This is a genomic window from Streptomyces sp. NC-S4 (genome assembly GCF_054353315.1).
This window is the reverse complement of the sequence record NZ_CM135937.1, coordinates 4,268,788-4,282,516: the sequence shown is the minus strand read 5'-3', so window position 1 is coordinate 4,282,516 and position 13,729 is coordinate 4,268,788. Positions and strand designations below refer to the sequence as shown.

Annotated in this window: 17 protein-coding genes; all 17 read right to left on the bottom strand. The window is 72.5% G+C overall.

Features of this window, described 5'->3' with window-relative positions; genetic code table 11:
- Position 1: 1 nt before the first annotated feature.
- On the bottom strand, positions 2 to 2,224 hold the full coding sequence (locus ACXNSR_RS19015; protein WP_458643155.1) for a phage minor capsid protein: 2,223 nt from the start codon (positions 2,222 to 2,224) through the stop codon (positions 2 to 4).
- 18 nt (positions 2,225 to 2,242) lie between these two features.
- Entirely contained in the window at positions 2,243 to 3,724 is a 1,482-nt protein-coding gene (locus ACXNSR_RS19010; RefSeq protein WP_458643154.1) for a phage capsid protein, read from the bottom strand.
- Entirely contained in the window at positions 3,711 to 3,953 is a 243-nt protein-coding gene (locus ACXNSR_RS19005) for a hypothetical protein (protein WP_458643153.1), read from the bottom strand. Before ACXNSR_RS19005 ends, ACXNSR_RS19010 begins: the two co-directional genes overlap by 14 nt.
- Positions 3,954 to 3,965: 12 nt before the next feature.
- The gene (locus ACXNSR_RS19000; RefSeq protein ID WP_458643152.1) at positions 3,966 to 5,198 is read right to left on the bottom strand and encodes a PBSX family phage terminase large subunit; all 1,233 of its coding nucleotides are present in this window, start codon (positions 5,196 to 5,198) and stop codon (positions 3,966 to 3,968) included.
- Complete coding sequence (locus ACXNSR_RS18995) at positions 5,188 to 5,712, bottom strand: helix-turn-helix domain-containing protein (protein ID WP_458643151.1); 525 nt, start codon at positions 5,710 to 5,712, stop codon at positions 5,188 to 5,190. Before ACXNSR_RS18995 ends, ACXNSR_RS19000 begins: the two co-directional genes overlap by 11 nt.
- Positions 5,713 to 5,944: 232 nt before the next feature.
- Positions 5,945 to 6,298, bottom strand: coding sequence for a hypothetical protein (locus ACXNSR_RS18990; RefSeq protein WP_458643150.1), 354 nt, complete (start codon positions 6,296 to 6,298; stop codon positions 5,945 to 5,947).
- A 66-nt stretch (positions 6,299 to 6,364) separates the two neighbouring features.
- Positions 6,365 to 6,544 carry a hypothetical protein gene (locus ACXNSR_RS18985; protein ID WP_458643149.1) on the bottom strand — a complete coding sequence of 60 codons (180 nt, stop codon included), beginning with the start codon at positions 6,542 to 6,544 and terminating at the stop codon, positions 6,365 to 6,367.
- Between the two features lie 56 nt (positions 6,545 to 6,600).
- Positions 6,601 to 7,494, bottom strand: a complete 894-nt coding sequence (locus ACXNSR_RS18980; RefSeq protein ID WP_458643148.1) for a hypothetical protein — start codon at positions 7,492 to 7,494, stop codon at positions 6,601 to 6,603.
- Between the two features lie 68 nt (positions 7,495 to 7,562).
- Positions 7,563 to 9,017 (bottom strand): hypothetical protein, encoded by a 1,455-nt coding sequence (locus ACXNSR_RS18975; protein ID WP_458643147.1) that lies wholly within the window; start codon positions 9,015 to 9,017, stop codon positions 7,563 to 7,565.
- A 132-nt stretch (positions 9,018 to 9,149) separates the two neighbouring features.
- A complete protein-coding gene (locus tag ACXNSR_RS18970) occupies positions 9,150 to 10,019 on the bottom strand; it encodes a hypothetical protein (protein WP_458643146.1) in 870 nt (289 codons plus the stop codon).
- Between the two features lie 15 nt (positions 10,020 to 10,034).
- Positions 10,035 to 10,268: a hypothetical protein gene (locus ACXNSR_RS18965; RefSeq protein ID WP_458643145.1), complete on the bottom strand. Its 234-nt coding sequence runs from the start codon at positions 10,266 to 10,268 to the stop codon at positions 10,035 to 10,037.
- Positions 10,265 to 10,588: a hypothetical protein gene (locus tag ACXNSR_RS18960; protein ID WP_458643144.1), complete on the bottom strand. Its 324-nt coding sequence runs from the start codon at positions 10,586 to 10,588 to the stop codon at positions 10,265 to 10,267. The genes ACXNSR_RS18965 and ACXNSR_RS18960 overlap by 4 nt, the downstream gene beginning before the upstream one ends.
- On the bottom strand, positions 10,585 to 10,818 hold the full coding sequence (locus tag ACXNSR_RS18955) for a hypothetical protein (protein WP_458643143.1): 234 nt from the start codon (positions 10,816 to 10,818) through the stop codon (positions 10,585 to 10,587). Before ACXNSR_RS18955 ends, ACXNSR_RS18960 begins: the two co-directional genes overlap by 4 nt.
- The gene (locus ACXNSR_RS18950) at positions 10,815 to 11,282 is read right to left on the bottom strand and encodes a hypothetical protein (RefSeq protein ID WP_458643142.1); all 468 of its coding nucleotides are present in this window, start codon (positions 11,280 to 11,282) and stop codon (positions 10,815 to 10,817) included. Before ACXNSR_RS18950 ends, ACXNSR_RS18955 begins: the two co-directional genes overlap by 4 nt.
- A gap of 89 nt (positions 11,283 to 11,371) precedes the next feature.
- Positions 11,372 to 11,845, bottom strand: coding sequence for a single-stranded DNA-binding protein (locus ACXNSR_RS18945; protein WP_458643141.1), 474 nt, complete (start codon positions 11,843 to 11,845; stop codon positions 11,372 to 11,374).
- A 257-nt stretch (positions 11,846 to 12,102) separates the two neighbouring features.
- Complete coding sequence (locus ACXNSR_RS18940) at positions 12,103 to 12,804, bottom strand: zinc finger domain-containing protein (RefSeq protein ID WP_385572716.1); 702 nt, start codon at positions 12,802 to 12,804, stop codon at positions 12,103 to 12,105.
- The gene (locus ACXNSR_RS18935) at positions 12,801 to 13,688 is read right to left on the bottom strand and encodes a hypothetical protein (protein ID WP_458643140.1); all 888 of its coding nucleotides are present in this window, start codon (positions 13,686 to 13,688) and stop codon (positions 12,801 to 12,803) included. Before ACXNSR_RS18935 ends, ACXNSR_RS18940 begins: the two co-directional genes overlap by 4 nt.
- Between the last annotated feature and the right edge of the window lie 41 nt (positions 13,689 to 13,729).

Genomic DNA, 13,729 nt, shown 5'->3' with positions numbered 1-13,729 from the left:
GTCACCTCTTGTTCTGCTGGTCGGCTTCGTTCTTCTCGGCGCCCTCGGCCCAACGCTGGCGCTGCCCGGTGGCCTTCGTGATGAACTCGGCCTGCGTGAGTCGGCCGTTCGTCTTCCACCACTCTTTCAGCTCGTCGCTGGCGCGGCTGTAGGCGATCCGGGCCGGGCCGGAGAACAAGGCCCCCGGGTCGTGTCCGGCGGCCTGGGCGCGTTTGTTGAGCAGGTACCCGTTGCAGTCCTGTTCGGCGGCGAGGTACTGCCGGTAGACGTACTCGTCGTACATCTCGCGGGCCTGGCGGCGGGTAATCCGCGGTCCTACCTCGTGCTCTCCTTCCTCGGCTGCGGCCGGTGCGGGGGCTCCGTCCCCGGCGGCGACGGCGGCCCATACGGCGTCGTCCGCGAGGGCGCCCCAACCGTCGGGGTCGGGCGCGGGCGCGAGGGCCTGGGCGAGGGCCTGGCGGTCGGCGAGCAGGTCGTCGACGGCGTCGCCGGTGGTGGCCGGCTCCGGCATGTCGACCCCGTCGCGGGCGTCCATCTCCTCGGCGATCCGCAGCAACTCGGCGGGGTCCGCGTACGCCATGGCCCACGCGAGGGTGTCGTCGTCGACCTGGTCGAGGTCGGCGCGGAGCGTTCCGGCGGGGAAGGTGCGGGCGAGCAGGTCGCGGCGGGCTGCCTCAGCGGCGGTGGCCTCCTGGTCGTGGGGTGCGTCGCGGTAGCGGGCGGCGAGCTGGTCATCGGAGAGGTGCACCAGGTCCGCGCGCACGCCCGGCAGGTCCCCGGCGCGGTTGCGGCGGTGGACCTCGGCCATGACGCGCACGGTGTCGGCGTCGTCGAGGTGCGGCAGGATCCGCGCAAGCTCGTCATCGGACAGCGCGAGCAGGTCGTCGACCAGCCGGCCCCCGGGGCGCGCCCGGTCGAGCAGGGCGGCAAGGTCGCGGCGGTCGGCCTCGGCCTCGACCCGCGCGCGGGCGCGGGCGTCCAGCACGTTCGAGCGCATGGCGGCGGCGAGCTGGTCGTCGTTCATCTCGCGCGGGGTGCTCTCGTCTCCGGAGAACAGCCGGGCGGCCTCGACCTGCTCGGGCGTCGGCGCGGTGCGCGGCTCGGGCAGGTTCGACGCTCCGGGCTGCTCTCGCTGGCGCAACCGGCGTAGGTCGGGGTGCGCGGCGAGGTGGGTGCGCATGGCGCCCTGCCACTGCCGGAGCCGGATCCCGGCGGCGCGCTTCGCCTCGGGGGCGACGGCGGCGGCCTGCCTCCGCTTGTACTGGCGGATCTTCCGCTCGATGGCGCGCTGTCTCTGCCCGGCCTCGTACCCGTCGGGGTCGCTGGTGGCCTTCTCAACAACCGTGAGACCCGGGGTGTACGTGGATACGGAGTGACGACAGTTCGGGTGTTGCAGCCCTGCGAGGCGGGCCTCGTCCAGCGATCCGGCCACGCGGACGGGGGTCATGACGTCGTCCTCGGTGGCGTGCTCGACCTCGACCGTACGGGCGCCGGCCGGGCCGCTGATCGACAGCACCTTGCCCTCCCACGGGCGGCAGAGTGGGCACTCGCGCGGGGAGTCGGAGACCACGACCAGGTCGACCCCGTGCTCGGCGAGCGTGCGCATGTGGGCTTCGGTCGCGGCGCGCCCGGTCGCGGTCCGTACCGCCATCTCCGCGTAACTCGTGAGCTGCCAGCGGCGGCCGGACTTGTCGCGGAAGGACGTCACTCCCTCGTCGGCCCATCGGCGCATGGCGTCCTGTGTGGCCTGGCGGCGGGTGCCGGTGCCGAGTGCCACGGTGGCCGTGACCTCCGAGACGACGGCGCGGAAGCGGTCGACTATGGCGCGCAGGATTCCGCGGTGGGTCGAGGTGACCACGTCGACGGTTTCCTGTGCGAGGCGGTCGACGGCCTGCGCCTGCGGTAGCCGGTCGTCGATCAGCCGGCGCGCGTCGTCGGGCAGGGCGCCCAGCTCGGCGACGGCGGCGCGGTGGCCCCGGTTGTAGGACTCGGCGACCGCGTCGAACACGTCGAGGGTGACGGCCTGGTGCAGCTCGTCGACGACGGCCCCGGCGGCGCGGCGCATGGCCTGGACGGCGCCGAGCTTCTGCTCGGCCCAGCTGGGCGCGTCCAGACCCGCGGCGAGCTGGCGGGCGATGATGCCAAGTAGCCGGTCCTCAGCGGCGGCGTACAGGTCGCGGGTGCGCTCGGCGAGGGGTTCGACCATGCCCGGGTGAATCGGCACGCTCTCACCCCCTGCCGGTCACGCTGCGAGCGGGAAGTTCCCTACGGGGTCCGGGGCCACAGCTCCGGTCTCGGTGAGGATCGCCGTGACCTCGGCCCGTACGGCAGTGTCGTCCCACTCGGGGTGCAGGATGCGAACCTTGGTGCCGGTGGAGACGGCCCCGGCGCGGGCGAGCAGGTCGAGCGTTGTAGCGGTCTGCTGCTCCGACTCCGCGACCCCGTCGCCGAACTCGACGTTCGGGCGCTCGGGGGTGATCCGCGTGCCGAACTGAACGGCGTCGAGCCACAGCATGACGTGCAGCATGTCGGCGAGGCCGTGTCTCCAGAACCCGGCCTTCTTCCGCCGGGTCACGTTGCTGCGGCGGTCGCGGCTGTCGGACTCGGTTGCAGTGATCGCCTCGCCCTGGCCGTGCAGGCCGAACGACTGGGCGGAGTAGCCGGCCGACTGGGCGGCCTGCCTCATGATGGCCTCGGCGGTCTGCTGGTGCTCTGCGACGCGGATATCGAACTGGTTCAGCGTGATGCCCGTGCCCTCATTGGGCGGCATGTTCAGCTGCTCGTACACCTCGCGGTCCGCGTCGAAGGCTGCGCCCTTGCCCGGTCCCTCGCTGCGCAGATACCCGGTCGGGACGATCAGGCGCGCGCGGGCGAGGCGGATGTCCCGCATCCACGACGTCCACACCTCGTCGAGGTTTTCGAACAGGTCGTACAACGGCGCGGCGTAGTCCGAGCGGCCGATCGGGGATCCGCGGTGGCTTCTGTTGGGCCCGATGTTCGGCACGTAGGTACAGGTGAGCAGGGGGATACCGGTACTGATCGTCTGCCCGTCCCCGCCGGGGTCGAGAGAGCCGACCAGGTCGGCAGTCGCGGGATGCTCGGCGAGCGGGACCGGACGACCCACGTTGTTGGACGTCCCCCGGTACAGCGCGTGGATGACGCGGCCGGGCTCGTGCCGCTCGAAGTGCCGCCACACGGTGACGGTGTCGCCGCTGGGAAGCTCCTCCCAGAACGTGCACGCGCGCAGCATGCCGAACCGGTGCTCGGGGATCGCGGCGTCGGGCTGCACCACGGTGAGAAGCGGCCGGGCCGCAAGGGTCTTGTCCCACGTCACCCGCAGGAACACCCCGGACAGGGCGGCGGCCTGCTCGGCCGCGCCCGACACGATCTGCTGCACGCGGCCCTCGTCGAGCAGCTGCTCGATACGGGCCTGTGTCAGCTTGTCCGGGGTCCGGACGGCGGGCATGTCCGCGAACAACAAGTCAGCGGACACCGTCGCGATGTCGCCCGGCAGCGGGATGTGCAGCCGGTTGTCACGGCCCGCCGCCGGTTGGGAGCGGCGGCCCCACAACCGGCGGCGTCCGGGCTGCTCCTGGACGTCGCCGTGCAGACGTGCCAGACGCTTTGAGTCGCCGGAGTACCACGCGTCATCGATGCGGATCCGGTCGTAGATCGGGGCCCACTGCGGGGGCGGCCATGCGGCGCCGGTCTCAGGGAGTGCCACGGGTGGTCACCTCCTGGAACAGGGGTATGTGCACGGTGGCGGTGAGCGGCTGCTCGCCGTGGTGGATCCGCCGGCCCTCGCGGTCGAGGACGTACAGGCAGGCGTCGACCCCGTCGCGGGCGTGCATGCGGACGTCGTAGACCAGGGCCGGGGGCAGGCCCAGAGCGCGGCAGGCGGCGCGGCGCTGGTCGAGGGTGATCGCGGTCGGGATGGCGGTGGGGGCGCTCATGTGGGGGGATTCCTAGGGCGGTGCGGTGAGTAGGTGCCGCCACTCGTGGGCGGTCGAGTGGACGACGTAGCGGAGGGCGTCACAGGAGTGGTCGGCCTTCTTCACGGGCTTGTCCTCGCCCCGGGCGGCGGCGGCCTCGTCCCACACGTAACCAGGCAGCTCGTCGAGCAGGCCGGCGCACGAGCGGTGCACGCGCAGTAGGCCGGCGCCGAGCAGGGATGCCACGGACCGGATCCCGTCCACGACTTCGTTCGAGGCACGGGCGACGCCCTCGTACGAGTCGGCCCACAGCTGCGTGATGAAGCTCGCTGCGCTGGGGTCGCAGAACGTCCACTCGGGCCGTACGCCCAGCTCCGTGACCCACTTGCGCAGGGCGGCGCTGTACTGGGCGTCGGTCATCTGGCGGCGCGCCGTGCGGGAGTCGTAGCGCCACTCGGCGCACACGTACAGGACCCCGTCGACGCCCTCGCCAAGCAGGATCGCGCTGGTGGCGTTCACCGTGCCGTAGTCGATGCCAATCCAGTGACGGCGCATCTCCGGCAGGGTGTCGACAACGTGCTCGTCTTCATCCCACATGTCGTAGATGGCGCCCTCGGCCTGGACCCACAAGCCCAGGACGTTCCGCTTGTAGAACAAGCCGCGGTGGGTCGACTTGATGCGGGCTTTGTACTCGTCGTCCAATCCCGGGTTGTCGTCGAGCTGGAAGTGCCACGACCTGAGGCGGGCCTCGCGGGGCCGGAGTAGGTACTCCTTCCTCAGCCAGTGAGCGGGGTTGTCCGGGTTGGTCGTCCCGAAGATCTTGGATCCGGGGACGCTGCACCGGGCGGTGAGCTGGTCTACGAACGTCTTGGGGAGCGTAGTCAGCTCGTCGGCGTACGCGCCCGCGCACGTCAAGCCTCTGACCTTGGGTTCGGCCTGGGCGTCGTTGGCGCCCAGGGCGTGCACGGTGCGCCCCATGACGGTCGCTGTGGGGGCGCCGCTGGTGTAGTGGATGTCCTGGGCGATCTCGCCGAACACGTCCGGGTTCATCAGGGGCCCGAACACGTTGCGTGCGAGGCTGTCGCGGGTTCTGCCGACCATGACCAGTTCCCCGCCCGTGGGCGGGTCGGCGAGGTACCCCAGCCACCGGAGGAGACTGGCGATGGTCTTCCCGGAACGAACGCTGCCTTCCCACACGTTCAGGAAGGCCGTGGCCTCGACGATGCTGTCTATCTGCTTGGTCGACAGGGCAAGGTCAGTCGCCATCGTCGGCGGCCTCGGTGGTGTGGCGCTCGGCGTAGTTGCGGGCGAGTCCTGCCATGAGCTGGCCGATCACCGATCGGGACTGCTCGCCGGCCTCGTCGCGCGGCGGCGCCAACTTGAGGGAGCGGTCGAGGGCGGCCCCGGCGGTCGCCATCATCGTGCGGCGGTCGGCGGGGGTCGGCTCGGGCTGCCACTTCTCGTCGTACTCGTGGTCCTTGCCGCCCCACTCGAAGTACAGCTGCGGCTGTGTCATCCGGCCGACCTCGCGTTCGGCTGCGTCTTGCAGCGTGATGGCGAGTTCGGCACGGCGTGAGGCGAGGTCGGCGCGGCGGACGCGGGTGGCGGTCTCGACCTCGGCGGCGCGGTCGAAGCTGAGCGGGGGGTCGAACGCGGCGGCGATCTTCGACACGGTCGAGGCGCTGCGCCCGATGTTGCGGGCGATCTCGTTACGGGCCTTGCCCTGGGCGTGCAGGCGGCGAACCGCTGCGCGGTCCTGGTCGGTGATGGGGCGCGCCATGGGGCTCACCTCCTGCCCGGCCAGGGGCCCGCAGGGGGGCATACAAAAGCGCCCCGCCGGGGAGGGTGGCGGGGCGCTGGTGTGGAGCGACTGTTTCCGGGCATGCCGGGGTCGCCTCGAACTCTAGGTCACGGAAAGGTAACGGCGCAAGTCCCTGTCGGACAGGCGCGCATACAGGGCCGCGACCGGTCGGACGGGCGCGCCCCGCCGGTCGGACGACGGGGCGCGCGGGTCACGCGGCGACGTGCGCGCCGTACGGCGGTTCGGGCAGGTGCGGGCTGACGCCCGGGGCGGGCTGTCGGACGTCATACGCACTGGTCGCGGGCGGTGTCGTGGCCTGCCCGTACAGCTGGTAGGCGAGGATCCGCGGTGCCGTGTCCGACGGGCAAACACCGTGATGCCACGCGGTCCGGTAGATGTTGGCGAGCTGTCCGACGGCGGCCCGGATCGCGTCGGACGCGTTGACGCCGGGGCGCATCAGTATGGCGAGGTCGTCGGACAGGGCTTGATCGACGCGCACGGACGTGCGGGTACCGACGGCCGGCGCGGCCGTGCGGGGGGCGCCGGTAGGGTTGGGCGTAGCCATGGGGTGTCTCCCTTGGTGAGTCGGGCCCGGGACGGTTGTGGAAGATCCCCCGGGCCCGCGCTGTCCTTACAGGTCGTTGGGCTCGCAGATGAATGCCAGCGTGATCACGTTGCCTTCGAGGGCCTGCTCACGCCTGACGTTGTCCATCAGGTTCCGGTATATGTCTTGCCGGGTGGCCTCCGGCCGAACGAACGCAACGCCCTCAACGGTGGCAAGGCGACCAGTTTCGAGGGCCTGGACGGTCAAGACGTAGTGGTACGTACGGCCCTTCACCTGCAACTCCTCGGTAGGTGATGCTGACGTCAACGCTTGCCCTTCGCGCTGGCCTCGATCTCGCACTCGCCCCGGGTGTCGTCGGGGTCGTTCCCGTCCCCGGCGCGCCACACAAGCACGCGCGCGCCACGACGCGCGAGAGCGTCAGTGAGGTGCTGCCCCATGAGCTGATTGGCGAGGTCCTCGGCGGTCTCGGTGGTCTCGATCAAACCTGCCGTGACCTCCTCCCACTCCCCGTCGTCCGTGGCGCGGTGCAGAGCCCAGGACGCTTCCCAGGGGTAGTCCTTGATCACCTGATAGGCGTGGCGGTCGCTGCATGCGAGTTGCCGAGCGATCTGCCGTGCGCTCATACCGTCCACGTGGGCGTCAACGATCACCCCCGGCAACGACGCTTCAAGGGCTTTGGACAGTCGGCGGATGAGTCCGGCCTCGGGGAGGCTGAGCGATGCGCCGGCCTGCTCGGCGATGTCGTCGCACTCCTCGAACGTCTGGGCCCGCTCGTACCGATCGGCGACTCCCCGCAGACCGTGAGCGGCTTCCCGTCCGGCGCGGCTTACCTCGGCGGCCTCCTCGTACTCGGCGAGCAGGGCGAGCATCTTCCCGCGCAGCACTGCGGCGCTGGGCGGGTCGATCTCCAACCCGGCGCGTGCGAGCATGCGCCCGTTGTGGTCGCGCACGGCCTTAGCGACATCCGGCCCGGTCCAACTCCGGGCGGTGGCCAAGCCTTCGGCGGCTGCGCGTTGGTCGGCCTGGGTCGTGGGGTTCAGCTCCGGGTGCGCCCACCGGTAGGCGTCCTCCTTGAGGCGGTCGCGGAGGCGTACGGCTTGGTCGAACTCCGCCTCTTCGCCGCGCAGCTCGGCGAACCGGGCGTCGAGGGATTTGGCCCACTCGGTGAGGTCGCGGCCCTGCTGTTCTTCGCTCATGGTGTGTGCTGCTCCTGGTGGTGGTCGGGGCCCGCCCCACGGGCGCGGGGCGGGCGGTCGACGGGGGTCTACTCGGGTCGGACGGCGAACACGCACTGCGAGGACGGATACAAGCCCTCGACGGTCCACCCCCGTGTGGTCAGGCGGTACGAGAGGCAGTCCAGCGCGGCCCCGTGCCACCGGTCGTCGTGCCGGATCGTCCGGCCGCCTTCGAGCCAGTACACGGCCACGCGCCGGCCCTCGCGCGGCTCGACCATGTACCCGCGTACGGCCTGCTCCTCCTCGGCCGGCGCGCTCACGTCGTGCCGGTCGGTGAGCGTGGCGACGGCCAGACCGGACAGGGCCTCGCAGGCGGCGCGCACGTTCGGGTGCGGGGCGTGGCTGGGGGTGCTGCCCGCGCTGGTGCCGCTGTGCTCGACGATCACGCCCTCGACGACGCGGCGGGCGGGGGCCTGCTCGGGAGTCCCGTAGCGGGCGGCCTCGGCTGCGCGGCGGGCGTCCATCTCGCTGCGCCACGCGGCGCGGTCGGCGGCGGCCTTGGCCTTGACGCGCTCGACGTCGGCGGGTGCGAACCGTGCGCGGACGACCAGCTTCTCGGGCTGCTCGGCGGGCGCGGCGTCGCCGAAGAGTGCGCCCTGCTCGACGGGCCCCTCGATGGCGAACAGGACGTCGGCCGGCTGCTGCTCGCCGATCCACTCGCCCCGCCACGTGCCCGCGTCGGCCGCGGCTTCGGTGATCAGCGCGGCGGCCTGCTGCGCCTCGGCGTCTGCGGCGGAGGCCAGGGCCTCGCGGGCAATGGGGTCGGTCTGTCGAGCGGCTTCGAGGGCGGCGTCGAGTTCATTGAGCGCGGCCCGCCAATCCGGGTCGGTGGCGTCGGGGTTCGTACGTACCCGCGCGCCGGCTGCGTTCACGCGTGCGCGCGCTTCCTGGACGGTCAGCGGGCCGGCGGCCTCGATCTGCTGTTTCTGGGTGGCCTTGGCGTAGTACGTACGGGCGTGTCCGGCGCGGTCGACCCATGTTCGGGCGGCCGTGATCTCTGCCCGCGTGTAATCCCTGGCGTGCTCCAGGATGGTGTCGGCGTACCTGCTGATGACGTCGAGCACGGCAACGTTGCCAGGCCGGATCACCAGCGTGCGACCGCGTCCCCGGCGGGCGGCGGCGAGGGCTTCGCGAGTGGCTTTGCTGGCGGGGTCGTGGTCGTCATCGCCGGTGGCGAGGTTGGACCCGCTGAGGATGTCGGCCAGGGCGCCCGGGATGACGACGTCGGGGCGGCGGTCGGCGGGGGCCGGCGCGGCCTTGACGTGGGCGGCCTGCTCGGCGGCCTCGGCGGCGAGCTTCTTGCGGCATCCCTCGCAGTGCGGGCGCGGGGCCTGGAAGGGCCTATTGGTCTCGGCCCAGGTGAAGCGGGCGGCGGAGCGTGCGCGGATGTTGCTGCGGCACCGAGCGCTGTCGCTGTCCTCGGGGAACGCGTGCCACATGGCGAGGCTCTGCGTGGTGGCCCAGATTTCGGCGGTGGTGTCCATGGGGTGTCTCCCGTGGTGGTGGTGGTCCGGGGTGGAAGGCCCGGGGGTGTCGGGGTGGAAGCCCAACAAGATCGACCGTAACAGTAGTGAAGCCACTTCACAAGACGCTGTGAAGTGGCTTCAATGGGTGGGTCAGGTAGTCACCGGTCTGCGCCGCGCCTCGTGCAGCGCGACGGCCAACCCGGCCAACTCGGCCCCCCGCCATACCCGCCGGCCCCGGTCGAGGGCGGCGGGCGCCGGGCACCCCTCGTCGCCAGTCGAGCAGGCCACCGACGGCTCGCCCCCCGCCCGCGTACGGGCCGCGAGGTCGCCCCCGCACCACGGGCACGGCTCGGGTAGATCCGTGGTTCGCCCGTCCCTGCCGAGTGCCCGCTCGACCTTCCGGCGGGCATGGGAGACGACGGCGGCGGCCTCGTCGATGACGCGCGCCGGTACGGCCCGGAACAGCCCGGTGTCGACGTCCTCGCCGAGTAGCCGGCCCTCGACCCACACGGCGGCCCAGTGCAACCCGTGGGCGCGGCTGCCGGGGGCGACGGCGGCGGCCGGTCCGGCGTCACGGTGGTACGTGCACGTCCAGCGGGCGGGGTCGGCGGCGTCGGCCTCGTCGCGGACGAACCTGCCGTGCCGGTCGCGGCCGGTGCGCACGGGGCGCTGCGCCTGGGCGGCGAGCTGGTCGGCGAGGTCGAACAGCTCGCGTTCCACGTCGAGGGCGGCGTCGAGGGCGTCGAGGTTCACGGGCGCGGGGTGCTGGCGCAGGGTCAGGGGCGTGCGCCCGATGGCGGGCTCGTCGTCCTGGTGCTCGTCCTCGTCGGCCTGGTCGGCGAGGTGTCCGTCGATGTGCGCGCGGGAGTCGCGGGGCGGCCACTCGGCGGCCGGGCGGCGGGCGATGGCGGCGAGCAGGTCGCCCCACTGCTCTCGGATGGCGAGCAGGTCGGCGGCGGCGCGGTGGGCGGTGTGGGACGGGGCGCGCTCGGCGAGCGGGGCGTAAGCGGGCGTGGTCACGGTGGCGGTGCTCTCCTACTTGCGGCGGGTGCGGGCGGGCCCGTACGTGGAGCGCCACGCGGGGCGGGCTTGGCCGGCGGACGGGGCGGCCGGGGCCTGGTGGACGTGATCGAGGGCGGTGGCGAGGTGCTGCGCGGCGTCCCGTGCGAGGGGGGCGACGGCTGCGGCCCATGCGTCGAAGGCGGCGCGCAGTTCCGCGATGGCGGCGCGTGCGCGGTCGGGGTCGACGGGGGTCGGCTGCTCGGTCACGGAACCTGCACTTCACCGGGTTCATGAACCCGATCAGCGGTGAGACGCGCGACTTCCTGTTCGGCCTCGACGATGGCGGCCTCGGCGGCGCGGGTCCGCTCCTGGGCGCGCTGTACGGCGTTCTGCGCGCCTGCGACGGTGCGGCGTAGCTCGTCGGCCTCGGAGCATTCCGCGGTGACGTGGGCGCGCAGTAGGGCGGCCTCGTCGGGGGTCAGGGGGGCCCCTCGCTGCGCCCGGTCGAGCAGTACGAGCAGGGACTCGCGGCGGGCGTCGCGGTGGGCGGCGGCTCGGCGGCGGTCGGCCATGGTGCGGCGGCTCACTGGGCGGTCCCTTCGGCGCGGTGGGCGTGGGCGGTGCAGGTGGGGCACTGCCCGGGGTTGGTGCACTTGGTGCGGATGAGTCGCCACAGTTCGCGGTCGGCGCGGGCGCGGGCGGCGCGCTCCTGGCGGGCGAGGCGGGCACGGCGGCGGGGGGCGAGGCGTGCGGCCCAGACGACCAGCGGGGTCGCGGCGACGGCGGCGGCGAGGGCGAGGGCGGCGTCGTTGCTCATCGCTTCGCCCGGCGGCGGGTGAGGCGTCCCTCGACGCGGTCGAGCAGGTCGTCGACGCCCGTACGCGGGACGCTGTCGAGGCGGACGGCGTGGCTGCGGAGCATCGACACGAGGTGCCGGCCGACGGAGGGTTCGACGACGGGCGCGCCCTGGTCGAGGGCGGCGGCGAGCATGTTGGACAGCTCGCGGGTGTGGTGGGCGAGGACGTCGGCGGCGTGCCGGGCGGCGTCGGTTGGGTGGTGGGGGGTGGTGAGTCGCTGGGTGAGGATCGCGAGGGCTTCGCCGGGGTGCGCGGCGAGGGGCTGTTCGTCGGCCAGTTCGTCGGCGAGCTGGCGGAGGATGGCGGCGACGGTGGGGCGCGGGAGGTTCGAGCGGACGTCGGCCGGGCCGGTGTTGGGAAGGGTCAGGATCAGGCGGTGGGTGTCGAGCGATGCGACGGCGACGGCGTCGGGTATGTGGGTCACGGGGTCGGGCTCCTGGTCGGTTCGAGGTGCTGTTCCTGCGCGCACGGGAAGGGCCGCGACCGGTCGCGCGGACCGGTCGCGGCGAGGGCCTAGAACGGGGGCTCTGGGGTTCCCTGTGTGGCCCATGGGTTCGGGGTGCTCTGCTGCCCGTATCCGCCGTACTGGGGCTGTTGGCGGGCCTGGGGGCTGCTGCCGGTGGCGCCGGTCTTGGTGACCGTGGCGGTGGCGGTCTTGAGGCTGGGGCCGACCTCCTCGACGTCCAGCTCGAACACGGTCCGCTTGACGCCTTCGCGGTCCTCGTACGTGCGCGACTTCAATCGGCCGTAGACGAGGACGCGGGTTCCTCGCTGGAGGGATTCGGCGACGTTCTCGGCGGCCTGGCGCCAGACCGAGCAGGTCAGGAACAGGCTTTCGCCGTCCTTCCACGCGTTGGTCTGCTTGTCGAAGGTTCTGGGGGTGCTGGCTACGCGGAACTTGGCGACCGCCGCGCCGGAGGGGGTGAACTTCAACTCGGGCTCGTCGACAAGGTTGCCGACGACGGTCACAAGGGTCTCGCCTGACACGAAATGGCTCTCTTTCGGTCGTGATTGAAACGAGCGGTTTTCGGATCGTACGTGATCCGTGGTGGGTATGGGTGTGCGTTCTCGTCCGGGCTGAACGGGGGGCTAGCGGATCCCGCGTCCGTTGACCACGTGCCGGCCTCGGAGACGGCCGCGGTGGTCCGATGCGGTGGGCGCTTGCGTCATGAGTCGTGCGTACGGGCTCGGCTCGTCCTCGTCGGGGTCCTCGGCGGGCGGCGGCTGGGCGCGCTGGGCCCGGTTCACGCTGCGGCCTGCTGGGCGTTCTGCTGCGCGGTCGCGACGTCCACTCGGGACGGGTGGGGGGTTTCCCGCTCGTGCCGCTTCTTCCCGCCCCCTCGGCAGGGGTGTCCGGCGCGGGCTCGGCAGGTCTCGTACGGGCACGGGACGGTGAGCGGGTCGGGGAGCCCGTCCGTGGCGAGGCGTTCCCGCTCGGCGCGGCGGCGGCGGAGCGGGGCAAGCTGCGCTTTGACCGTGCGGGGCATGTACTCGCCGAGTGCGGCGAGGCGCGCGGCGGCGAACTCGTCCCGCTCCTCGCGGGTGCTGCCCCCGGTCAGCTCGCGGTACACGGTGGGCGCGGCCTGCCCGATGGCGACCGCTCGGCGCGTGCCGGCCAGGGCGGCCCGGTATGCCTCGGCGTCGTCGGGGTCGACCGCCGGGACGGGGTCGGTGTGCCGTCCCAGGGTGTCCTTCCGGAACGCGGCCCACTTGCTCCCGATGTCGCTCGGCTGGATGCGGTACGGGTTGGTGGCTATGTACTGCTTGACGACGTGTCCGGCGTGCCAGTGGCGGCCGTCGGGGTGCGGGGCGGTCGGCGGGACGTCGGCGAGCAGTTCGGCCCACTGGTCGAGCCGTTCATCGGCGGCGGCCTGGTCCTCGGGGGCGAGGCGGGGGTCGAGGCGGACGGCGTAGGCAAGCAGCGCGCCAACTTCGGTGCGGTTCATCGGTGGTGCTCCTGGGGGGTGATTCCGGCGGCGGTGGCGAACATGGCGGCTGCGTTGGCGGCCTTGCCCCTGCGGGGACCGGCGAGGGGGATCACGTCGGCCCCGGTGCGGGGCGGCGGGACGGTGCCGGCTGACGGCGCGGGCGGGAGGTTGAGCCATGCCCGCAGGAAGTAGCGGGCGTGGGACACGTCGCGCTTGTTGGCGGCCTTGACGGCGACGGCGGCGAGCATGTCGACCCCGGACCGCTTGAGCAGGGCGTCGACCTGGAACCACTCGCCCTGGGTGAGGTTCCACGCGGGGTAGACCTCGGCGGCGGTGATCTTGTCGACCAGGTCCCGGGCGAATGCGGGCGGCGTCGCCGTGGGCGCTCCCTCCCTCACTCCTTCATTCACTCCATCCATGGGTGAGTGATGGGGTAGCGATTTCCGACCACTAGCGGTCGCGTTCTCCGACCACAAGCCCTGTTCGGGGTCCTCGGCCACCGGTAGCGATTCCCGACCAGTAGCGGGGGCCGTAGTGGTCGCGTTCTCCGACCGGTAGCCGTTAGTGGTCGGAGTTTCCGACCGCTGCGCGGGGACCTCTTGCGGTCGGGATTCGCGACCAGTAGGGCGGCGGTATCCGACGGCCCCGGGGATCCGGTAGGTGGTCGCACGGCTGCCTGCGGCGGGCTTCTCGATCTTCAGCTCGCCCGAGTCGAGGGCGGCGTCGACAGCGGCCAGAACGGTCGTCTTGTGGGCGTTCACGCGCCTGACCATCTCGGTCGTGCCCATGCGCACGGTGGCCGTGGCGTCGGTCGTGGCGTCGGCCAGGGCGAGCATGACGACTCGGACGTTTCCGCGTGAGCGGCTGTGGTCCCACACCCATGCCTGAGCGTCGAGGGTCACGGGGTGTCGTTCTCCTTCGGGTGGTGCGCCCGGGGCGAGGG

Excerpts from the sequence above, each read along its gene's own strand:
- ACXNSR_RS19005 (WP_458643153.1), bottom strand. The coding sequence starts at position 3,953 with ATGAGCGCCCCCACCGCCATCCCGACCGCGATCACCCTCGACCAGCGC.
- ACXNSR_RS19000 (WP_458643152.1), bottom strand. The coding sequence starts at position 5,198 with ATGGCGACTGACCTTGCCCTGTCGACCAAGCAGATAGACAGCATCGTC.
- ACXNSR_RS18995 (WP_458643151.1), bottom strand. The coding sequence starts at position 5,712 with ATGGCGCGCCCCATCACCGACCAGGACCGCGCAGCGGTTCGCCGCCTG.
- ACXNSR_RS18990 (WP_458643150.1), bottom strand. The coding sequence starts at position 6,298 with ATGGCTACGCCCAACCCTACCGGCGCCCCCCGCACGGCCGCGCCGGCC.
- ACXNSR_RS18980 (WP_458643148.1), bottom strand. The coding sequence starts at position 7,494 with ATGAGCGAAGAACAGCAGGGCCGCGACCTCACCGAGTGGGCCAAATCC.
- ACXNSR_RS18975 (WP_458643147.1), bottom strand. The coding sequence starts at position 9,017 with ATGGACACCACCGCCGAAATCTGGGCCACCACGCAGAGCCTCGCCATG.
- ACXNSR_RS18955 (WP_458643143.1), bottom strand. The coding sequence starts at position 10,818 with ATGAGCAACGACGCCGCCCTCGCCCTCGCCGCCGCCGTCGCCGCGACC.
- ACXNSR_RS18940 (WP_385572716.1), bottom strand. The coding sequence starts at position 12,804 with ATGAACCGCACCGAAGTTGGCGCGCTGCTTGCCTACGCCGTCCGCCTC.